This is a genomic window from Pandoraea fibrosis, from assembly GCF_000807775.2.
Lineage (GTDB): Bacteria > Pseudomonadota > Gammaproteobacteria > Burkholderiales > Burkholderiaceae > Pandoraea > Pandoraea fibrosis.
Genome location: NZ_CP047385.1, coordinates 651,195 through 673,096 on the forward strand (window position 1 = coordinate 651,195; position 21,902 = coordinate 673,096).

Here is a 21,902-nt window from a genome sequence, read left to right on the forward strand (position 1 = left end):
GGCATTGTGCTGGTGCGAGGTGGTCAACCCGCCAACGCCATCGCCTCGATCTCGACGGCCACGCCGTGACTGAGCGCGGGCACCGGTACGACGGCGCGAGCGGGTTTTGCGTTACCGGCCCAGGCGGCGTAGACCTCGTTGAACGGGCCCCAATCGTCGACGTTCGTAATGTACACACGAACTTGCACCAGACGATCGATGGTCGTGCCGCATGCCGTCAGAATCGTCGCGACATTATCCAGCGCCTGTTTCGCCTGCACCGCGAACGGCGCACCCACGAGGCGCTCGCCTTCCGGCGTGATCGGCAACTGTCCCGATACGAACACAAAGCCGCCCGCACACACGCCATGCGAATAGTGACCGCGCGGCGGTTGCAGCGTCGGCACGTTCACCGCTTCGATACCGCGTTCCTGTGCGCTCATACGGCCTCCCCGAGCGTGAGTTTGGCGAAGCGTTCCATATCGACGTTGCCACCCGACAGGAGGATGCCGACACGCTTGCCGCGTACCTCCACCTTGCCCTGCAGAACGGCTGCCGCCGCCAGACAACCCGTGGGCTCGACCACGATCTTCATGCGGCTCGCGAGGAACTTCATCGTCTGCACGAGTTCGTCGTCCGTCACGGTCAGGATGTCGTCCACGAGCGAACGAATGACCGGGAATGTGTATTCGCCGAGATGCTGGGTTTGCGCGCCGTCGGCAATCGTGCGGGGCGTCTCGATATGCACGATTTCGCCCGAACGAAAACTCTGCTGACCGTCGTTGCCCGCTTCCGGCTCCACACCGAAAATCTCGATGTTCGGATTTAGCGCGCGGGCGGCAATCGCGCTGCCGGAGAGCAGTCCGCCACCGCCGAGGCAAACCACGAGCGTGTCCAGCTCGCCGGCGTCTTCAATCAATTCCTTGGTGGCCGTGCCCTGTCCCGCCATGACATGCGGATGGTCGTAAGGCGGAATCAACGTCATGCCGCGCGCTTGCGAAAGCTGTTTGGCAAGCGCCTCGCGATCTTCCTTGTAGCGGTCGAAGAGAATGACTTCCGCGCCGTACCCACGCGTTGCGTCGATCTTCATCTGCGGCGCGTCCTGCGGCATCAGAATCACGGCAGGCACGCCCAGCTCACGCGCGGAGAGAGCAATCGCCTGCGCATGGTTGCCCGACGAGAAGGCCAGCACGCCGCCACGCTTTTGCTCGGCGGTGAATTGCGAGATCGCGTTGAACGCGCCGCGAAACTTGAACGCGCCCATGCGCTGGAAATTCTCCGCCTTGAAAAACAGGCTGGCGCCGGTCATGGCGTCGGCGATGCGCGACGTGAGTACCGGCGTGCGATGCGCGGCCTCGCGAATCCGGTCGTGGGCGGCGACGACGTCGCCATAGGTAATCGCCAGCGGGGGAGCGGTCATGATGCGCCTTTCGGGTCGGAGAGGTAGGTGTAGACGGTCGAGCGGGCGATGCCTAACGCGCGGGCGACCTCGGCATGAGCGTGGCGCAGATCCAGCAGTCCACGCGCTTCGATGAGACGGATGGCGTCGCGGCGTTGCGCAAGCGACAGACCCTGCGGCGTCGTGTTGCGCTGTGCGGCGAAGTCGGCAATGAGCGGGGCGATGTCGTCGAGCCGGCGGTTGGAGAGCGTCTCGCGAACCGATGCCGGTGCGTGATTCGGCACGTTCACCAGTTGCTGAACACTGGCGGCGGCGGCGGCGAGCATGGAGATGTCCATGTTCAGGCAGATGGCCGCGACATACTCGCCCCTGCTGTTCTTCAGCCCGATGGACGTGCTTTTGGCCGGTCGTCCGTCCGGAAACCGGTTCGCATAGTTCGCGATGACTTCGGGGAATGCCGGATCGGCGATGCGGGCGAGCCCCATCTCCGTGACCGCGTCGCCCGGCTCACGTCCCGACAGGTTGTTCGAGATTGCCACGATGGCATGGTCGGGGTCGGTCAGGTCGTGTAGCACCACTTCGACCAGCGGAGCGAACGTCTGGCCAAGCGCCTCGACGATCTTGCGACCCTCACGCAACAAGAGCGTGTTTTCGTCGAGCTTGCCCGAGGTGGGAGATTTGGCGGATTTCATGATTTGACATTATGTCACTGGGTGACGAAATGTCAAATCGTGCCGAAAAATATCGCCCGGTGCTCGGTGGTCCCCGGTGAAAGGGCGACGGGCAGCGGGCGTGCGAGACGCTCAGACGAGTTCGTTTTCCGCCAGTTCGCTCTTGAGATAGCCGTAATAGATCGGCGCGGCGATGAGTCCTGGCAGCCCGAATGCGGCCTCCATCACGATCATGGCGAGCAGCAACTCCCAGGCGCGAGACTGGATCTGCGTGCCGACGATGCGCGCGTTCAGGAAGTACTCGAGCTTGTGGATCACGATCAGGAAGACGAGCGCCGTGATCGCCACGTACAGCGACACGGACAGACCCAGCACCACGATGAACGTGTTCGAGATCAGATTGCCCACGACCGGCAGCAGGCCAACGACGAATGTCACAACGATCATCGTCTTGCGAAGCGGCACGTGAATGTCGAACAGCGGCAACACGCCGAGCAGGAAGATCGCGGTAAAGACGGTGTTGATCGCCGAAATCTTCACCTGCGCGAACACGATACGGCGAAAGGCATCGCCGAACCGTGTCACGCGGCGAGCGAGCGCGGCCGCGAGTGGACGCATGCTGTGCACGGGACGGATCGTGGAGAGCGCCACAAGCGCGCCGAGCACCAGCCCCACCACAATGTGCACCATCGCGTTGAGCGCTTCCTTGCCAACGAGCGACATCTCCTGCGTGTGGTCTTTCAGGTAGCCGGTGATGGCCTGATGAATGTCATCGCTGTCGGCCGGCAGGCGTGCAGTGACCCACGCGGGCAACTGCGCGCGGGCCTGCTCGATGGCCTCCATCATCTTGCCGTTGATGTGCTGTAGATGGCCCGCATCGCTGCGGAAGAACGTGATGATGCCGAAGATGAGCGCCGTCATCAGCGCGACGATCACCGCCGACAGAAGCGCGACGGCGACCAGCCGCGCGCGCTCGCTCGAGATCCGCAGTTGCAGGCGAGGCCCGAGCACGTGCACGAGTTGATAGACGACCATTCCCGAGAGCACCACCGATAGCAGGTGAATGCTCAGAATCAGCCAGAGGGCTACGGCGGCGAAGACGTAGCTCGTCAGTTCGATCCAGAAATTCCGATCCGGATTCCAGCCAGCACGCGGTTCCATGCAATGACGTCCTTCAAAAAAGCCTGTGCCGAGGCGGCTTGGGCGGTGCGCCTTACTTCTCGCGCTTGAGCAGCGGGGCGAGGTATTTGCCGGTGAAACTGGCCTTGTTCGCTGCCACTTGCTCGGGCGTGCCCTGTGCAATGATCTGCCCGCCGCCCGCGCCGCCTTCCGGCCCGAGGTCGATCACCCAATCCGCCGTTTTGATGACATCCAGATTGTGCTCGATGATGACGACAGTATTGCCCTGGTCGCGCAGCCGGTGAATCACGGTTAGCAGCAATTCGATATCGTGAAAGTGCAGCCCGGTCGTCGGTTCGTCAAGGATATACAGCGTTCGGCCCGTATCGCGCTTGGAAAGTTCGAGCGAGAGCTTCACCCGTTGTGCCTCGCCGCCCGAGAGCGTGGTGGCCGACTGGCCGAGGCGGATGTAGCCCAGACCCACGTCGAGCAGTGTCTTGAGCTTGCGCGCCACGACCGGCACGGGCTTGAAGAACTCGTGCGCCTGCTCGACGGTCATGTCGAGCACTTCCGAGATATTGCGGCCCTTGTATTGCACTTCGAGCGTTTCTCGGTTGTAACGCTTGCCGTGACAGACGTCGCAAGGCACGTACACGTCGGGCAGGAAGTGCATTTCGACCTTGATGACACCGTCGCCCTGACAGGCTTCGCAGCGTCCGCCCTTCACGTTGAACGAGAAGCGACCCGGATCGTAGCCGCGTTCCTTGGCCGCCGGCACGCCGGCGAAGAGCTCGCGGATCGGGGTGAACACGCCCGTGTAAGTGGCCGGATTCGAGCGCGGTGTTCGGCCGATGGGGGACTGATCGACGTTGATGACCTTGTCGAAGTGTTCCAGCCCTTCGATCTGGTCATACGGCGCCGGCTCGGCCGACGACCCATAAAGATGGCGGGCGATGGCGTGATACAGCGTGTCGTTGATCAGCGTCGACTTGCCCGATCCGGACACGCCTGTCACGCAGGTCAGCAAGCCGACCGGCAGATCCAGATTGACGTTCTTGAGGTTGTTGCCCGTCGCATCGAAAATGCGCAGACGCTCTTCACGCGGCGCATGGCGCTGCGTCGGCACCTCGATGCGTCGCGCGCCCGACAGGTATTGCCCGGTCAGCGATTCCGGCGCTTGCTCGATCTGCCGGGGGCTGCCTTGCGCAATCACCGTGCCGCCGTGGATACCGGCGCCGAGCCCCATGTCGACGACATAGTCGCTCGCGAGAATCATGTCTTCGTCGTGCTCGACGACGATTACCGAATTGCCAAGGTCGCGCAGGTGTTTGAGGGTGCCGATCAGACGGTCGTTGTCGCGCTGATGCAGCCCGATGGACGGCTCGTCGAGCACGTACATCACGCCCGTGAGACCTGAGCCGATTTGCGACGCGAGACGGATGCGCTGCGCTTCGCCGCCCGAGAGCGTATCGGCGCTGCGTTCCAGCGAGAGATAGTCGAGTCCCACGTTGTTCAGGAACGAGAGACGCGCGACGATCTCCTTGACGATCTTGTCGGCGATCTCGCGCTTCGCGCCGTGCAACACGAGTTCGTGGAAGTAGCCCAGTGCATCGCGCAACGGCAGATTGCCGATTTCATAGATCGCACGGGCCTGCGGGCCTTCGCCGACCTTCACGAAGCGTGCTTCGCGGCGCAGGCGGCTGCCTTCGCAATCGGGGCAGGCGCGGTTGTTCTGGTACTTGGCGAGTTCTTCGCGCACGGCCACGGAATCGGTCTCGCGATAACGGCGTTCCAGATTCGGAATGATGCCTTCGAACGCGTGCTCGCGCACTGACGTGCGGCCTTTCTCGTTCACGTAGGTGAAGGGAATGGTCTGCTCGCCCGAGCCGTAAAGCACGATCTTCTGCGTGTCTTCCGGCAATTCCTCGAAGGCGGTATCCACGTCGAAATCGTAGAACGCCGCGAGGCTTTGCAGCATCTGGAAGTAAAACTGGTTCCGACGGTCCCAGCCCTTGATCGCGCCGGAGGCCAGCGAGAGCGCCGGGAAGGCGACCACCCGCTTCGGGTCGAAGAACGTCATCTGGCCCAGACCGTCGCAGGTCGGGCAGGCGCCCATCGGATTGTTGAACGAGAACAGACGCGGCTCGAGTTCCTGCAACGAATACGCGCACACGGGGCACGCGAACTTCGAGCTGAAGACGTGTTCCTTCTCGGTATCCATTTCCAGCGCAATGGCGCGGCCATCGGCCAGGCGCAGCGCCGTCTCGAACGATTCCGCCAGGCGCTGCTTCAGATCGGCGCGTACCTTCACGCGATCGATCACCACATCGACCGAATGCTTCTCCGTTTTCTTGAGCTTGGGCAGGGCGTCGATGTCATAGACGCGGGCATGGCCTTCGTTGGCGGCGCCACCGCCGGAGCGGATGCGAAAGCGCACGAAGCCCTGCGCCTGCATCGACTCGAAGAGATCGGCGTGCTCCCCTTTGCGATCGACAACGATCGGCGCAAGGATCATGAGCTTGGTATCTTCCGGCAGCGCGAGCACGGCATCGACCATCTGCGAGACGTTTTGCGACTCGAGCGGCAGGCCGTGATCGGGGCAGTAGGGCGTGCCGACGCGGGCGTAAAGCAGACGCAGGTAGTCGTGGATTTCCGTGACCGTGCCGACCGTCGAACGCGGGTTATGCGACGTTGCCTTCTGCTCGATCGAGATCGCGGGCGAGAGGCCCTCGATCAGATCGACGTCGGGCTTCTCCATCAGTTGCAGGAACTGACGGGCGTAAGCCGACAGACTCTCGACGTAGCGCCGCTGACCTTCCGCATAAAGCGTGTCGAAGGCGAGCGACGATTTGCCGGAGCCGGACAGGCCGGTGATCACCACGAGCTGGTGACGCGGCAAGTCGAGATTGACGTTCTTGAGATTGTGGGTACGAGCCCCACGAATACGAATGCTTTCCATTGACGGTTCCGGGTCGTCGCCGAGGAATCCGCGCGGCGAATTGTCGCGGGGCGGGATCCGGCCCCCAAGAGTCCGAGTTTCCCGGGACGTCGGGCCGTACCGGCGCGGCGTTGGCCGGCGTCGACGCGACTGGCGGCGGGAGCGGTCGGGCGGGCCGCTGGGGGAGAAATCCGGGCGGCTAAACCTGCTAATATACCTAAGTTTGATTGCCGGGGCTGAACCTGCTGACAGGCTGTCCCGGGCGGCACACCGGCACGAGGCACAGATGGGGACGAACCGCCCGATTTCCAGAGGCTGGCGCCCGACCGTCGGCAAGACGGCCATCGACGCGCCTGCCGGACGGCAGACCTGCCGCCGGATCGGGCCGTAATCATCAGAAGATTCCGAGGCAGCACGCGTTTTTTCCATCTCCCAGGACGTAATGTCGACTGATTCCGTGACTTCCGCTTCCCCTGCCACGACACGCGGCCGAGGTGGCCGCATGACCCCGCTAGAAGTGCGCGCGAGTGCGTCGCTCGCGGGGATTTTTGCCCTGCGCATGCTCGGCCTGTTCCTGATCATGCCGGTGTTCTCGGTGTTTGCTCAGACGATTCCGGGCGGCAACAATACCTTCCTCGTCGGACTGGCGATCGGCATTTACGGCCTGACGCAGTCGCTGCTCTATATCCCTTACGGCTGGGCGTCTGACCGACTGGGGCGCAAGCCGGTCATCATCTTTGGCCTGATCGTGTTCGCGATCGGCTCGCTGGTGGCGGCGCTGGCGCATGATCTGATGTGGATCATTGTCGGCCGGGCGATTCAGGGGGCCGGCGCGATTTCGTCGGCGGTCATGGCCTGCGTGGCGGACCTGACAAGCGACGAGAACCGCACGAAGGCGATGGCGATGATCGGCGGCAGTATCGGCGTGTCGTTTGCGGTGGCGATCGTGTGTGCGCCGTTCCTGTACCACTGGCTGGGCATGAGCGGCTTGTTCTCGGCGATCGGCATTCTGGCGGTGCTGGCGATTTTCGTGGTGTTGTGGGTGGTGCCGACACCGCCCGTGCACGCCAAGGCCGGGCCGGCGCCATTTTCCGAGGTGTTGCATAACCCGGAACTGTTGCGCCTGAATTTCGGCGTCTTCGTGCTGCATGCCACGCAGACGGCGCTGTTCGTGGCGATGCCGCGCATGCTGGTCGCGGCGGGTCTGCCGGTCGCGCAGCACTGGGAGATCTATCTGCCGGTGATGGGCCTGTCGTTTGTGGCGATGGTGCCGGCGATCATTGCGGCCGAGAAGCGCGGCAAGATGAAGACGGTGCTGCTCTCGGCGATTGCGCTGGTAGCGATCGCACAGGCGGCGCTGGGCGGTTTGCCGCCGACGGTGACCGTGATTGCGGTGGTGCTGTTCGTGTATTTTCTGGGCTTTAACGTGCTCGAAGCATCGCAGCCGTCGCTGGTCTCGAAGCTCGCACCGGGGCAGCGCAAGGGCGCGGCGGTGGGTGTCTACAATACGACACAGGCACTCGGGTTGTTCTGCGGCGGGGCACTAGGGGGTTATCTGATGACCCACTACGGTCAAAACGCAATATTCCTCACATGCGCAGCCGGAGCTTTCGTGTGGCTTATAATCGCCGCACCGATGAGGACGCCAGCGCCTCGTCAATCCTGATCGGATTTCAGCAATACCGGAGAAAGTTTTATGGCATCAGTCAACAAAGTGATCCTGGTCGGTAACCTTGGCGCCGACCCCGAAGTCCGCTATTTGCCGAGCGGCGATGCGGTCGCGAACATTCGTCTGGCGACGACCGACCGTTACAAGGACAAGCAATCCGGCGAGTTCAAGGAGATGACGGAATGGCACCGCGTGTCGTTCTTCGGCCGTCTCGCCGAGATCGTCAACGAGTACCTGAAGAAGGGCTCGTCGGTGTACATCGAGGGTAAGATCCGCACGCGCAAGTACCAGGCGCAGGACGGCACGGACCGTTACAGCACGGATATCGTGGCTGACCAGATGCAAATGCTGGGTGGCCGTGGTGGCGAGGGCGGTGGCGGCGGCGGTGGCTACTCGCGTGGCGGCGGCGACGAAGGTGGCGGCGGTGGTGGCTATTCGCGCGGCGGTGGCGGTGGCGGCGGCGGTGCGCGTCAGCAAGCGCCGGCCAAGCAGTCGGGCGGTGGCTTCGATGACATGGACGACGATATTCCGTTCTAAAAAGACGTTTTAGTGAACGTAGACAAAACCCCCGGGACTTTATGTCGCCGGGGGTTTTGTCATTGTTTACATCGAATTGTCACGTTTGACGAGCACCGCAGAGCGATCGCCGGTCGCATCAACGCCTGGACGTCGTGATTCCCGCAAGGGCCGGCCGGCGCTGCCGGCCGAGTGCGCTCTCGTGGGGCGACGTACCGTGAAACGCCCGCGTTCTCAGGTGCGCAGGAAAGCCAGCAGGTCGGCGTTGACGCGGTCTTGAAGCGTGGCCGTCAGACCGTGCGGAGCGCCTGGGTAGTAAATCTCTTTCGCGTGCTTCACGAGGCGGGCGGCCTTCTTCGCGGCGGCATGCACCGGCACGATCTGGTCATCTTCGCCGTGAATGAAGAGCGTGGGCACCTCGATCTTCTTCAGGTCTTCAGTAAAGTCGGTCTCCGAGAAGGCTTTCACGCATTCGTAGGCGTTCTTCTGCCCGCTTTGCATACCCCAGAGCCAGAACTGATCCAGCAGGCCCTGAGACACCTTGGCACCGGCGCGATTGGCCCCGTAGAAGGGAACCGCGAGATCCTTGTAGAACTGCGAGCGGTCGTTCGCCACGCCGTCGCGAATGCGGTCGAAGACCTCGATGGGCAGACCGTCCGGATTAGTGGCCGACTTGACCATCACCGGCGGCACTGCACCGATGAGCACCGCTTTTGCCACGCGACGGTTACCGTGTCGACCGATGTAGCGCGCCACTTCGCCACCGCCGGTGGAGTGGCCCACCATCGTGATCTGCTTGAGGTCGAGCGACTCGATCAACTGCGCCAGATCGTCGGCGTAGCCGTTCATGTCGTTGCCCGACGAGGGTTGCGACGAACGGCCGTGTCCACGACGATCGTGCGCAATCACGCGAAAGCCGTTGCGCGCCAGAAAGTGCATCTGTCCGTCCCACGCGTCGGCATTGAGCGGCCAGCCGTGCGAGAAGGTGACGACGGGGCCTTCGCCCCAGTCCTTGTAGTAGATCTGCGTGCCATCTTTGGTAATGAGGGTGCTGGAGGTCATTCGTACGCTCCGGGTCGGTTGATGATTGGATTGCGTGCCCGCTTCTGCGCGCATGGCGAAAGCACTGGCGGCTAGTGCCGCACTGCCTGCCAGCATGCTGCGACGGGTTGGGTTGTGCGAATCGTTCACGGGAAGCCCTTGAGTGGTAAGAGGGTAAGGGCATCGTAGGCGGGGTCTCACGAGGGGGGTAGATGCTCCGGAGGAAGCGTGCTGTTGTGCCGGGCGCACCAATGCGGCGGCCCCCCGGCGGGGCACCGCGTATTGGTGCCCTGTGCGCAACATCGTGCGTCCTTTCGCGCGGCTACCGCCGCCCGGGTAGCGCCTCTAGCATGGATTCCAACGGCACCCGACGCGGACCATCGCAATCGTCAGACTTCGCTTACGCGCCACGTGCTCCGATCCATTCACTACCTGACGAGGTGACGTATCGTGCAGAAAGCCTCTTGCAACACTTCGACCGGGAGATCCCATGCTGCCGCATGAGTGGATCGCACAGAACGGTGTGCTGTTGGTGTTCCTCAACGTATTGGGAGCATCGCTGGGGCTGCCGCTGCCCGTCATGCCGACCCTGATCGCCGTCGCCGCCTGCCAGACGCAGGGGGCGGCGAGCCTGTGGTCGATCGCACTGCCGCTCTCGCCGATACTCGGCGTGGCGGTCCTGGCAGGCGTGCTGGCTGACCTGATCTGGTTTTTCTGGGGCCGGCGTTATGGCCCGCGAACGCTCAACACCGTGTGCGATCTCACGCTATCGCGCGAAGCCTGTGTGAGCAAGACTGAGCAGATCTTCGGACAATGGGGTGCGCGCCTGCTCATCGTGGCGCGCGTTCTGCCTGGGCTGTCATTGGTGGCCGTGCCACTTTGTGGCGCGATGGGAGTCCGGCTGCGTACCTTCGTCGGCTACGATTGTGCGGGCGTGACGCTGTGGATCGGTGCCGGGCTCACGCTGGGTGTCATGTTCGCTTCGCAGATCCAGCGCCTGCTCAACGCGCTGTCCGTCTTTGGCGCGCGGGCCATGATCGCGATCGGGGTGTTGGCGGTAGTCTGTGTCGCGTATCGGTTTGCGCGGCGCATCTGGACGGCGAGAGCATCGGACAACGATGCCTCGCTTCAGATCGATTCACGGATATGACAGGGCAACCGAGATGCTCTCGTATGTGGACAGGAACGACCTCCGGCACTTGATGAATCGAGCCACGAGGTAAGACTCGGGTTCGATGCGATCCAGGGCAACTGGCAGGCCCCGCAAGCGTTCAGTTTGCGGGGCCTTTGATTGTTGGGCCGGGGGGGCTCACGGAAAGTATACGGATCTTCAGGATTGTATAATCGTCGAGCCACTCCCTCCGGCCTTGATCAACGAGCCTCTGTGACCGATACCAACAACGCATCGCCATCCACCGCCGAGCGTGCCTATGAGGAAATTCGCCGGCAGATCCTGTCCGGAGTGTTGCCGGAGGGCGCGCCGATTCGTCAGGACGACATTGCGGCGCAAATCGGTGTGAGCAAGATTCCGGTGCGCGAAGCGCTCATGCGGCTGCAGTCCGAAGGTTGGGTCTCGCTCAAGCGTAACGCTGGCGCAATCGTATCGCCGCTCACCGCGAGCGACTGCGTCGAGATGCTCGACATGCGCATTGCGCTCGAGTGCCGCGCGCTGGAGCTTGCCGTGCCGAACATGGCGCCGAGCGATCTTGCATTGGCCGAAGAACTGCTCAAGCGATATGCGAAGGCGGATACGCCGCAGTCGTGGAGCGATTTGAATCTCGCCTTCCATCAGGCGCTATATGCGCCCGCCAATCGTCCGCGTCTGGTGGCTACCGCGCAGGCGGCACAGGAGCGCATGGGACGTTTTCTGCGCACACACCTCTCGGCCGTCAACGACCATCAACGCTCCACCGACGAGCACATCGCCATCCATCAGGCCTGCGTCGCGGGCGACACGAAAACTGCAGTTCGCCTGCTTCGCAAACACCTCGAACAGACGCAACGCGAAGTGATGGCGTATTTCCGTCTGAACAGCAAGCCGTCGGCCTGAATCCCCCCCCTCGATGGCGAGTACCGAAGACTTCATCGCGATTCGTCATTCGCAAAATCGTATACGAAAATAATAAATGATATACGAGCACATTTATGTTCGCGTATAGTCCATGTGATCGGGGTGAACCTCACCCGGGTGTTCGGGCGGCCCCGCATGGGGTCTGATGCCCGTGTTTTTGTTCGGCTGCCGCCTGGCGTAAGGCGCCCCCGGCGCCCCGCCCGGCGGGGCTGAGACGCCTTTTCGCCATGTTGTTTTTCAGGGCTAGGACTTTCCCTGATTGGACGCAACCCCTGATTGTCGGAATCGAAAAATTAGGTGTACTGTCTTTACATGTATATACAACGTAGGGCGAGCCACTAATTTTATTGATCAGGAGGGTTTCATGTCCGAGTTGGAGAGTCAGCAGAGTCTGAAGGGCGCCAGTGCCTGGCGAGGTGCCGAGATGGCGAACAACGATCGTTGGGTCAAGACGTTCCCGGCGGTTGTGCTGCAGCAGATCGATGCCGCGCTGGAGATGACCCGGGAGGTCGATTGGCGCGACATCAATCGTGAGAATTTCCCGCTGCCCGACGCCACCGCCTTTTTCGACGACGTGCGCGAGGAACTGGAAAACGGCTCCGGCATGGCGAAGATTCGCGGACTGGACGTGAGCCGCTACAACGCAGAAGAGCTGCGCCGCATCTGGTACGCACTGGGTGCGCATCTGGGCACGCCGATGTTCCAGAACTATCGCGGTGAAGTCATGCGCGAGATCAAGGACGAAGGCATGGGCGTTGGTGCGAAGCTCTATGGCGCCACGGTCGACAGCTCGGGCAAGCCATTCCTCTCGTCGGGCGCGCGCACGCTCTCACCGGGCCAACTGCGCTTTCACACCGATCGTTGCGATGTCGTGGGATTGCTATGCGTGCGTCAGGCGTCCGAAGGTGGCGTGAGCAAGCTGGCCAGCAGCGTGACCGTCTACAACGAAATCCTCAAGCGTCGTCCCGATCTGCATGCCTTGCTGTGCCAACCGATTCCGCGCAGCCGCTTCGGTGAAGAGGCCGGTGGCGAACACATCGCTTACGATCTGCCGATTTTCGGCGTGCGCGACGGCAAGCTCACCAGCCATTTTTCGCTCACCTATATCGAGAACGCCCAGATGCTGCCGGGCGTGCGCAAGCTGAGCGAGGCCGAGCACGAGGCGATTCGCATGCTCATGGCCGTGGCCGAAGAAGAATGCTTCGAGATGCGCTTTGCGCCGGGCGACATTCAACTGTTGAACAATCACATCGTCTACCACGGCCGCACCGCCTTCAAGGATGATGTGCAGACCGGTCAGGACCGCATGCTCATGCGCCTCTGGCTGTCGATGCCCAATTCGCGCGCATTGCCCGACGATCACGCGGTACTCTGGGGCGACGTTCGCGCCGGCAAACCGCATGGCGGCATCGCACAGCCGGCCACCGCGCTGCCTGTCTGAACGCGCACACTGGCACTGCAACCCGAGAAAGATTCACCACGAACGCCGGATGACACCGCTCGCGGGACGCGAATCCCGCGACTGCGGCCGTCCCCACTGCCGAATTTCCGGCAGTGGCCCGGTCGTTAGACGCAAACCGAAGACGCAAGGAGATACCCCCATGAAACAACTCGAACGGCAAGACAAGAAGCGCGCAAACCGCACGATGCCCCGTCTGCGCATGTTGCTCATTCCGCTCGTGCTGGGCGGCCTCTCGGCCGGGGCATCGGCTGCGCCGGACTACGGCAACTGTCAGGTGACCGGCACCCGCGGATCGATCAAGCTCGAGACGGTCACGCCCGGCGCATTGTCCGTGCGTCCCGTCTTGCCCGCCCCCGGTTGGTGGAACGGCGACTCGCCCGACACCATCAAGGACGGTTTCGAATACTGCATGGCCGCCAACATAGCGTACCGTGCGGGGCTCGATCGCGTGATCGTCGTCAATCGCTCCTTCGCGCAGGTCGTGACCGGACAGGCGAAGGGCTTCGACATCGCGCTGAGCGAAATCACGATCACCGACGATCGCAAGAAGGTCGTGAACTTCACCGACCCGTACTTCAGTTCGGATCAGGGCGTCCTCGTCAAGACGGGCACCAAGGTCGACAGGGAGAGCATCAAGAAGATGCGCCTGGGCGTGAAGCAGGGCACGACGATCCTGCCGTATCTGACCGACAAGGTGAAGGTCGCCGAGCATCCGAAGGTCTACACCGACGCAGCCGCCATGTACGCTGCGTTGGCCGCCGGTCAGGTCGACGCCGTGCTGTACGACACGCCTAACGTGCTGTCCATCGCGAAGAAGTCCGAAGGCCGATTCGAGGTCGTCGGCCGCTACGACACGAGCGAACAGTGGGGCGGTCTCGTGAACAAGGACTCGCCGAATCTGGCCGCTTTCAACAAGTTGATCGCGGAGATGAAGAAGGACGGCACCTTCGACCGGCTGGCCACGCAATATCTGGTGCCGAGTCTGGGCGCAGATCCCGCGAAGCTGCCGATTCTGACGCCGTGAGGTCGATCCGACCATGAGCGATTCCACGGAAAAGGCGCCCAGCGCGGTGCTTGGCATGATCGGGCGCGAGCGGCGCCTGAGCATCGGCGGCATGCCGTCGGCGCCGGTCGTGCTGTGCCTGTGTGCATTGCTGGGGGCGGCCATTGCCATCGCCAGCAGCGTGTACACGATCGCAGCGCTGCGCGAAGGGCTGCTCGCCAATCAGCTCGACGGCTGGTGGCTGCCTGCGGGGGCCGGTCTTCTCGGACTGGCGTCGCTGGCAGTGCTTGTGCCGCTCGCCCGCGCGTTCCGGCACTGGCGCGAATTCGGCCGTGCTACGGCGAGCCGCGACATTGTCGCGGCCCGCGTGGCGCGTGCCGAGGCGAGCGTGCAGTGCTGGATCACGTTGGGCTACACGCTCGCGCAAGTGCTTGTCGTGCTGGCACTGCAATTCGTGCTGGCGAACGATCTGGCGGTGGCGAAGACATTCTTCTTTGTGCCCCTGATCGTCAAGACCTTCCCGCTGGTGCTCGATGCCTTCTGGGTCAACGTGAAGATCTTCGTGATCGCGGAAGTCTTCGTGTTGGTCTGGGGGCTGATCGTGGCGCTGGCAATGTTCGCACCGGGCAAGGCAGGCAAGCCGCTGCGCATCATCGCTACCGCCTACGTGGACGTGTTTCGTGCCATGCCCGCCGTACTGGTGATCTATCTGGTCGGCTTCGGTCTGCCGCTCACCGGCGTGCCGATCCTGAAGGACCTGTCGCTGACCACCTACGTGGTGATCGCGCTGACGCTCACCGTCGGTGCGTATGTGGCGGAGATCTACCGTGCAGGCATTCAGGGGGTGCACTGGAGCCAGGTCGCTGCGGCCCGCTCGCTGGGGCTGTCGTACACGCAGACGCTACGTTTCGTGGTGCTGCCGCAGGGGATTCGCCAGATCATCCCGCCGTTGCTCAATGCCTTCATCGCCTTGCAGAAAGACACGGCGCTGGTGAACGTGGTGGGGGTCATCGACGCCTTCAATCAGTCGATGGTAATCGCGTCGAATCACTACAACCTGTCGGCGGCGACAACGGTCGCCATTCTGTTCATCATCATCTCGGTTCCGCAGGTGCGCTTCGTGGAGCGGATGGCAAAACGCGACCGTGCCCGCATGCGGGCAGGCGGGGCCTGAGGAGCACACGTCCATGTCATTTATCGAGATTCGCGACATTGCCAAGTCGTATGGCGACGTGTCGGTCATCAACGGTCTGGCGCTGACGGTGGAGGAGCATCAGGTGGTGTGCCTCATCGGGCCATCCGGTTCGGGGAAGTCGACACTGCTGCGCTGTATCAACGGGCTGGAGTCGATCGATGCGGGGGAGATCCTCGTGCATGGCGATCGCATCACGGGGCCGGGCGTCGATGTCAATTCGTTGCGCCGGGACATCGGGATTGTGTTTCAGGGCTACAACCTGTTCCCGCACATGACCGTGCTGGAGAACGTGACGCTCGCGCCGATTCGCGTGCTCAAGCAACCGAGGCGCGAGGCCGAAGATCGGGCGATGGCCTTGCTCGAGCGCTTCAGTCTTGCGCACAAGGCGAAGGAGTATCCCGATCACATGTCGGGCGGCCAGCAGCAGCGCGTGGCCATCGTGCGGGCACTGGCGATGGACCCGATGGTGCTGCTGCTCGACGAAATCACTTCGGCGCTCGATCCGGAACTGGTCTCCGAAGTGCTCAACATCGTGCGGGATCTGGCGAACGAAGGCATGACGATGTTGCTCGCTACCCATGAGATGGGCTTCGCCCGCGAGGTTGCGTCGAAAGTCTGTTTCCTGTGCGATGGGACAGTCTGCGAAGAGGGGCCGCCGGAACAGATCTTCGGCGATCCGCAACAGGAGCGCACCCGAGCGTTCCTGCGCAGTATTCGTCAGGCCAAGCGTCTTTGAGGTCTTTGAGAACTGGCGCCTCGGGCGTTGTCGTTCGAGGCGCCAGTTCGTAAAATTGCGGCAGCCGCCTTCGCCACGATGAATTGAGGCGATCGCGGACGCAACACTGACGCAACGGAATTCCCATTGGCATGAACACATCGACTTCGCGACTGGCGCAAGCATTCTTTCCCTATGAAGAGGTGGTCGCGACCGTGCTCGGCACCGCCGGCATGTCGTTGGCCAAGGGGGAAGCGCCCGAGGGGAACGGCAGTCGCGAAGACGGTTCGCACGATGGGTCACACCTGATTCGGGTGTGGCGTCTGGTAACGGAGATTGCCGCGGATGAGGCCGGCGTCGATCTGGAGATGCTGGCCGTGGCGACGGTGCTGCACGATTGCGTTCCGGTCGAAAAGGCGGACCCGCGCCGTGCTCAGGCATCGCGGCTCTCGGCGCAGGCCGCGAGTCGCATTCTGCATGTGCTGGGCTGGACTGCCGAGCGGATCGATGCGACGGCGCATGTCATCGAGGCGCATAGCTTTTCGGCGGGTATCGCGCCTCGCTCGCGCGAAGCGTGTGTGCTGCGCGATGCGGACCGGCTCGACGCCATCGGCGCCATTGGCATTGCGCGCACGTTCTACGTCGCCGGTCGCATGGGGTCGCGGCTGTACGATGCTCTCGATCCGTTCGCACAGCACCGCAGTCTCGACGACCGCCGCTTCGCGCTGGATCATTTCGAAACCAAGCTGCTTCGACTGAGCGAAGGCCTGATGACATCGAAGGCACAGCATATTGGCGAGCAACGCATCGCGACGATGCGCGCTTACCTCGATCTGCTGCGAAGCGAGATATCACCCGGCGCTCATGAGTGATGGGGCGGCGCGGCACACCCCATTCGGAAATCGCTGAGAAAGGTCCGTTCAACCCCCGAGCGCGCCGTCGTTTATGTCACGTTGCGGCGGCGTCCAGTGGCACTTCCAGTCCGACTTTCACGTTGCTCATCGATACGAGCGTCTTGAAGTGCTTGACGTTGTTGCTCTCGAAGAACAGGGCGCGCGTGAGTTCGGTGTACTGGGCCATGTTCTGCACGACCATGATGACGACGAAGTCGCACTCTCCCGCGACGTAGTAGCACTGCTGCACCTGCGGGCATGCCAGAAAGCTGCGCTTCATGGCGTCGAGCAGGTCGAGCCGCTCGTTCTCCACTTCGATTTCGGTGATGATCGTGAGCGGGTAGCCAACGCTCGCCGGATCGACGAGCGAGACGGTCTTGCACGTCACCCCCTCGTCGGCGAGCTTCTTGAGCCGCCGGTTCACCGCAGCGGACGACAAATTCACCTGTGCCCCGAGCGCATGCTGAGGTGTCGTTGCATCTTGCTGAATCGCCGCGAGCAGGGCGATGTCGTAACTGTCGAGGCTCATGGTGCGCAATAAAAATTCGATTCGGCCGCCCAAAACGCGTTAATCCTACGCGCTCCACGGAATATTATTCAGGCTGTCCAATGATACTCCGCTAGCGGGAACCCCTGATGGCGGCGCTACTCTCGGCTTACCCCGAGATTCTTGCCAAAATTCTTGCCAACACGACTCACCCCGACGCACACATGTCCGAAACGAAAGCTCCCGCTGTCCTCCATCTCAATGGCCCTGTTCTGCTGCGGCAACTGCGCGAACTGGGGGAAATCGGTGCCGACCCCGTTGCGGGCGGACGCACCCGCGTTGCCCTGACCGATGCCGAGAAGGCGGGCCGCGATCAAGTGGTCGCATGGATGCGCGAACTCGATCTCGACGTCGCGATCGATCGCATCGGCAATATCTTCGGCACGCTTCCGGCGGCCGAGAAAGCCGCCTCGGACGAGGCGGCGCGTCCGCTGATGATGGGATCGCACATCGACACCGTCATCAATGCCGGCGCGCTCGACGGTTGCTACGGTGTGCTGGGCGGCCTGGCCGTTGTGCGGGCGTTTCGTGACGCGGGCATCGTGCCGTCGCGCCCGATCACCGTGGCGGCGTTCACCAACGAAGAGGGGGCGCGTTTTCATCCCGACATGATGGGGTCGCTGGTGCATGCCGGCGGCTTGCCGCTCGATGAAGCGCTCGACGCCATCGGCACCGACGGCGCTCGTCTGGGCGACGAACTCGTGCGCATCGGTTACGCCGGGGAGATGGCGCCCGGCACGCTCGTGCCGCACGAGTATCTCGAACTGCACATCGAGCAGGGACCGATTCTCGAAGCGGAAGGGATCGAGATCGGTGTCGTCGAGAACTTGCAGGGCATCTCGTGGCAGCAGATCACCGTGCAGGGCAACGCCAACCACGCGGGTACGACGCCGACACGCCTGCGTCACGATGCCGGCTATGTCGCCGCAGCAACGGTCGCCGAGTTGCGCCGTATCGCGCTCGAGTCGGGCACCACACTGGCGACGGTCGGTACATTTCAGGTCGAACCGGGCGTGATCAATGTGATTCCACGCAAGGCCGTCTTCACGGTCGACATGCGCGATCCGGATGAGCAACGGCTGACGGCGAGCGAGGCACAGCTTTCGGCGTTCCTCACGAAGATTGCCGAGGAGGAGGGGGTACGCGTGTCGACCGAACGTCTCGCGCGCTTCACGCCAGTGGTCTTCAATGCCGAATTGGCCGACATCATCGAAGCGAGCGCCAAACGTCGTGGCCTCTCGTACAAGCGCATGACGTCGGGGGCCGGGCACGATGCACAGATGATCGCGCGCATCGCCCCGGCCGCCATGATCTTTGTGCCGAGCCGCGGCGGCATCAGTCACAACCCGCGCGAGCATACCGACGACGACCAACTCGTGCGCGGTGCCGAAGTGCTGCTCGATGTCGTCGCGCAACGTCTTGGTGTGAATTCGTAAGCCAGCCCCCCGAACCACGCAATACCGGAGCCCCCCATGTTCTACGTCAACCCTCATGCCGTGCGCACGCCGTATCCGGTGAATCTTCAGGACATCATGAGCATGTTTCGTGCGCAGGAGAGCCGCGACTGGCTCGCGCACTGGAATGGACTGACGCCCGGCAACACACCGCTGCGTACATTGCCTGATCTGGCGGCGTCGCTGGGCGTGGGAAGCGTGCTCGTGAAGGACGAAGCGTTGCGCTCCTCGCTGGGCAGCTTCAAGGCGCTGGGGGCGCCGATTGCGCTCGTGCGCCTGTTGCTGCGCAAATTTGTGGGGCAAGGGTTCACAGCACAATCGCTGCTGAACGGCGAACATCGTGACGCACTCGAAGGCTTCACGGCGATCAGCGCGACGGACGGCAATCACGGCCGCGCGCTGGCCGCTGCCGCACAGAGCCTCGGCTGTCGCTGTGTGATCGTGTTGCACGCGCAGGTGAGCGAAGAGCGGGAACAGGCGATTGCCGCCTATGGCGCCGAGATCGTGCGCATCGCCGGTAACTACGACGCCTCGGTAGAGGAAGCGGCGGCGCTTGCGGCGCGTCATGGCTGGTATGTCGTTTCGGATACGTCCTACCATGGCTACGAAGTCATCCCGCGCGACGTGATGCAGGGCTATGCAACCATCGCTGCGGAAGTCGACGAAACGTTGTGTGGCACAGACGCCAACGCAGGCAATCACGACGTCTGTCCCGTGACCCATGTCTTCCTGCAAGGTGGCGTGGGCGGATTGGCGGCCGGCGTTGCGAGCTATCTTTGGGAACGTTGGGGCGAAGGGCGTCCGACGTTCGTCGTGGTCGAGCCGGAACAGGCCGATTGCCTGTACCAGAGCGCCATCGCAGGTCAGCCGGCATCGGCATCGGGATCGATCGATTCCGTGATGGCCGGGCTGGCGTGTGGCGAGACGTCGCCGCTGGCGTGGCGATTCCTGCAACCGTCGGTCGACGCGTTCATGACCGTCACCGATGCTCTGGCCGTCGAAGCGATGCAGCGTCTGGCGCGTGGCAGCGAGAACGATGTGCCGTTCGTGGCGGGAGAGTCGGGCGCCGCAGGTCTGGCAGGATTGATGCAGGTCGCGGCAACGCCGACGATGGCAGCGGCTATCGGACTCACGGCAGATTCGCGCGTTCTGTTGATCAGCACCGAAGGCGCGACGGCCCCGTCCGTGTATGCAGATCTTGTCGGCGAACCCGCCACGTCGGTCGTGCAGCGCCAGCAGGCGTGGATGGCGCGCTGACGTCGTCGTCGAACATCGCAAGCCAAGGAGATACGCATGACGCAGGACATCTATTTCGCCCAGGCGCTGACGGGATGGCGGCACGCGTTCCATCGTCAACCCGAAACCGGCTTCGAGGAAATCGGCACCTCGCAGAGCGTGGCGACGATTCTTGAAAGCCTCGGGCTGGACGTGCATCGCGGCATCGGCGGCACGGGCATCGTCGCGAATCTGCGCGTGGGCGATGGCAGCGGCGCGATCGGCATTCGCGCCGACATGGACGCCCTGATGATCGCCGAGCAGGCGCCGGGGCGCGAATACGCATCGCAAGTGCCGGGCAAGATGCACGCCTGCGGGCACGACGGGCATATGTCGATGGTGCTGGGTGCGGCGAAGCTGTTGGCCGAGTCGCGCGACTTCAATGGCACGGTGCGCTTCATCTTCCAGCCCGCGGAGGAACACGGTCGCGGTGCGAAGGCGATGATTGCGGACGGGCTGTTAACGCGTTTCCCCATCGACGCGATTTATGGCGTGCACAACATGCCGGGCATTCCGGCGGGACGCATTGCAACGCGCACGGGCGGCATCATGGCGAGCGAAGACAACTTCGTTATTCGCATTCGCGGCAAGGGCACGCATGCGGCGCGTCCGCACATGGGCGTCGATCCGCTGGTGATCGGCGCGCAAATCGTCGTGGCGCTGCAAACGGTAGTGTCGCGCAATGTCGATCCGGGCCTGTCGGCGGTCGTGTCGTGCACGGAATTCATCACCGATGGGATTCGCAATGCGATTCCCACGAACGTCGTGATCAAGGGCGACACGCGCAGCTACACGCCAGATGTCCAGCATTTGCTGGAGACACGCATGCGCGACATTTGCATGGGCGTGTGCGCGATGCACGGTGCCCATTGCGAGTTTGAATACACCCATGAATTTGCCCCGACCGTGAACCGGGCGGAGAACACGGCGCTTGCCGTGCGTGCGGCGCAGGCGGTGGCCGGTGAGGCGATGGTCGATGCCGATGTGGCGCCGATGATGGCGTCGGAGGACTTCGGGGTGTTCCTTCAGCACTTGCCGGGCAACTTCGCGTTCATCGGCAACGGCAGCGGCGACGAGCCGGGGGCGATTCCGTTGCACAACGCCGGTTACGACTTCAACGACGCGATCCTTCCGCTCGGCGCGCGTTACTTTGCACAAATCGTGCGCGACAGTCTGCCGCGTTGATCGCGGCGCAGCGCTGGCTGCTCAGCGAACCGATACGAGTGGCACGGCCCCGGCATTGACGACGGCGTCGGGGAGTTCGCGCACGGCTTCAAGCGTCTTTCGGATGTGCGCGGCGAGCAGTGCCGACGCCGTGTCGGCGTTGCGCGCGAGGCAGGCGTCGAAGATCGCCTGATGTTCTTCGTGTACGTCGCGCGGCACGGGTCGATGCGTGATCGACAAACGCCGGTAGCGCTCCGACTGACGATAGAGGATCGCCAGAAAGTGATGCAGCCAGCGCGACGGGCACGCCCGGATCAGCACCTCATGAAACGCGCGATTGCGCGCCTCCCATTGGGCGAACTGGCCGCTGTCGCCAGGTTGCCCATCCCCCAGCCGTTCTTCGGCGAGCGAGAGCAAGTGAAATGCGCTCGTCAGATCGGCCTCCCAGGTGTCGTCTCCCAGCGCCACCGACTGGCGTAACGCCTCGGTCTCCAACTGCACGCGCGTCTCGGTAATGTCGATGAAGTCGGCCAGCGAGATCGGCGTGACGCGAAATCCACGATGGCCGTGTTGCACGACGAGGGCGTCGGCGACCAGCAACGCCAGCGCTTCGCGCAGCGTGCCCGCGCCCACTTCGTAACGATCCTTCAGATGCTCGACACGCAGCTTCTCACCCGGCGCGAGCCGTCCCTCGACGATGTCGCTGCGCAAGCGCATGTAGGCGCTTTGCGCCAGCGTGGCGTCGGCAGTCTGAGCGGGAGACGAAGTCGGGCTGTGCATGCGCGGTGCGG

20 protein-coding genes are annotated in these 21,902 nt (G+C 63.1%); 12 read left to right on the forward strand and 8 right to left on the reverse strand.

The window, feature by feature from the left end; translation table 11 throughout:
- Positions 1–23: 23 nt before the first annotated feature.
- The 5 genes from PI93_RS02865 to uvrA all read right to left on the reverse strand — a co-directional run bounded on the left by PI93_RS02865 (position 24) and on the right by uvrA (position 6,127).
- Entirely contained in the window at positions 24–422 is a 399-nt protein-coding gene (locus PI93_RS02865) for a RidA family protein (RefSeq protein WP_039373788.1), read from the reverse strand.
- Positions 419–1,399 carry a threo-3-hydroxy-L-aspartate ammonia-lyase gene (locus PI93_RS02870; protein WP_039373789.1) on the reverse strand — a complete coding sequence of 327 codons (981 nt, stop codon included), beginning with the start codon at positions 1,397–1,399 and terminating at the stop codon, positions 419–421. Before PI93_RS02870 ends, PI93_RS02865 begins: the two co-directional genes overlap by 4 nt.
- A complete protein-coding gene (locus PI93_RS02875; protein ID WP_052240926.1) occupies positions 1,396–2,070 on the reverse strand; it encodes a helix-turn-helix transcriptional regulator in 675 nt (224 codons plus the stop codon). The genes PI93_RS02870 and PI93_RS02875 overlap by 4 nt, the downstream gene beginning before the upstream one ends.
- A 111-nt stretch (positions 2,071–2,181) precedes the next feature.
- Positions 2,182–3,210, reverse strand: coding sequence for an AI-2E family transporter (locus PI93_RS02880; protein WP_039373792.1), 1,029 nt, complete (start codon positions 3,208–3,210; stop codon positions 2,182–2,184).
- A 52-nt stretch (positions 3,211–3,262) separates the two neighbouring features.
- A complete protein-coding gene (gene uvrA, locus PI93_RS02885) occupies positions 3,263–6,127 on the reverse strand; it encodes an excinuclease ABC subunit UvrA (protein ID WP_039373794.1) in 2,865 nt (954 codons plus the stop codon).
- A gap of 421 nt (positions 6,128–6,548) precedes the next feature.
- Between uvrA and PI93_RS02890 the strand changes: the two genes are divergently transcribed.
- Together PI93_RS02890 and PI93_RS02895 are read left to right on the forward strand one after the other, a co-directional pair.
- A complete protein-coding gene (locus PI93_RS02890) occupies positions 6,549–7,772 on the forward strand; it encodes an MFS transporter (protein WP_039373797.1) in 1,224 nt (407 codons plus the stop codon).
- Positions 7,773–7,802: 30 nt separating this feature from the next.
- Positions 7,803–8,312, forward strand: a complete 510-nt coding sequence (locus PI93_RS02895) for a single-stranded DNA-binding protein (RefSeq protein WP_039373799.1) — start codon at positions 7,803–7,805, stop codon at positions 8,310–8,312.
- Between the two features lie 213 nt (positions 8,313–8,525).
- Here PI93_RS02895 and PI93_RS02900 read toward each other — a convergent pair whose 3' ends face one another.
- Positions 8,526–9,449 carry an alpha/beta fold hydrolase gene (locus PI93_RS02900; RefSeq protein WP_039373800.1) on the reverse strand — a complete coding sequence of 308 codons (924 nt, stop codon included), beginning with the start codon at positions 9,447–9,449 and terminating at the stop codon, positions 8,526–8,528.
- A gap of 373 nt (positions 9,450–9,822) precedes the next feature.
- Between PI93_RS02900 and PI93_RS02905 the strand changes: the two genes are divergently transcribed.
- The 7 genes from PI93_RS02905 to PI93_RS02935 all read left to right on the forward strand — a co-directional run bounded on the left by PI93_RS02905 (position 9,823) and on the right by PI93_RS02935 (position 16,650).
- Complete coding sequence (locus PI93_RS02905) at positions 9,823–10,482, forward strand: DedA family protein (protein ID WP_052240927.1); 660 nt, start codon at positions 9,823–9,825, stop codon at positions 10,480–10,482.
- A gap of 234 nt (positions 10,483–10,716) precedes the next feature.
- Positions 10,717–11,382, forward strand: coding sequence for a GntR family transcriptional regulator (locus tag PI93_RS02910; RefSeq protein WP_039373802.1), 666 nt, complete (start codon positions 10,717–10,719; stop codon positions 11,380–11,382).
- A gap of 385 nt (positions 11,383–11,767) precedes the next feature.
- Positions 11,768–12,844: a TauD/TfdA family dioxygenase gene (locus PI93_RS02915; protein WP_201278422.1), complete on the forward strand. Its 1,077-nt coding sequence runs from the start codon at positions 11,768–11,770 to the stop codon at positions 12,842–12,844.
- Between the two features lie 160 nt (positions 12,845–13,004).
- Entirely contained in the window at positions 13,005–13,889 is an 885-nt protein-coding gene (locus PI93_RS02920; RefSeq protein ID WP_236105719.1) for an ABC transporter substrate-binding protein, read from the forward strand.
- Positions 13,890–13,902: 13 nt separating this feature from the next.
- Positions 13,903–15,042 carry an amino acid ABC transporter permease gene (locus PI93_RS02925; protein WP_039373803.1) on the forward strand — a complete coding sequence of 380 codons (1,140 nt, stop codon included), beginning with the start codon at positions 13,903–13,905 and terminating at the stop codon, positions 15,040–15,042.
- A 13-nt stretch (positions 15,043–15,055) separates the two neighbouring features.
- Positions 15,056–15,799, forward strand: coding sequence for an amino acid ABC transporter ATP-binding protein (locus PI93_RS02930; RefSeq protein WP_039373804.1), 744 nt, complete (start codon positions 15,056–15,058; stop codon positions 15,797–15,799).
- Positions 15,800–15,930: 131 nt separating this feature from the next.
- Positions 15,931–16,650 (forward strand): HD domain-containing protein, encoded by a 720-nt coding sequence (locus PI93_RS02935; protein ID WP_052240928.1) that lies wholly within the window; start codon positions 15,931–15,933, stop codon positions 16,648–16,650.
- 76 nt (positions 16,651–16,726) lie between these two features.
- Here PI93_RS02935 and PI93_RS02940 read toward each other — a convergent pair whose 3' ends face one another.
- A complete protein-coding gene (locus PI93_RS02940) occupies positions 16,727–17,200 on the reverse strand; it encodes an Lrp/AsnC family transcriptional regulator (protein ID WP_039373848.1) in 474 nt (157 codons plus the stop codon).
- Positions 17,201–17,382: 182 nt separating this feature from the next.
- Between PI93_RS02940 and PI93_RS02945 the strand changes: the two genes are divergently transcribed.
- From PI93_RS02945 to PI93_RS02955, 3 genes are read left to right on the forward strand one after another with little or no spacing between them, the layout of a single operon-like run.
- Positions 17,383–18,654, forward strand: a complete 1,272-nt coding sequence (locus PI93_RS02945; RefSeq protein WP_039373850.1) for a Zn-dependent hydrolase — start codon at positions 17,383–17,385, stop codon at positions 18,652–18,654.
- A 36-nt stretch (positions 18,655–18,690) separates the two neighbouring features.
- Complete coding sequence (locus PI93_RS02950) at positions 18,691–19,929, forward strand: diaminopropionate ammonia-lyase (protein WP_039373805.1); 1,239 nt, start codon at positions 18,691–18,693, stop codon at positions 19,927–19,929.
- 36 nt (positions 19,930–19,965) lie between these two features.
- Complete coding sequence (locus tag PI93_RS02955) at positions 19,966–21,132, forward strand: M20 aminoacylase family protein (RefSeq protein ID WP_052240929.1); 1,167 nt, start codon at positions 19,966–19,968, stop codon at positions 21,130–21,132.
- A 21-nt stretch (positions 21,133–21,153) separates the two neighbouring features.
- Here the strand turns inward: PI93_RS02955 and PI93_RS02960 are convergent, their stop codons facing one another.
- Positions 21,154–21,891, reverse strand: a complete 738-nt coding sequence (locus PI93_RS02960) for a GntR family transcriptional regulator (RefSeq protein WP_039373808.1) — start codon at positions 21,889–21,891, stop codon at positions 21,154–21,156.
- Positions 21,892–21,902 lie beyond the last annotated feature (11 nt).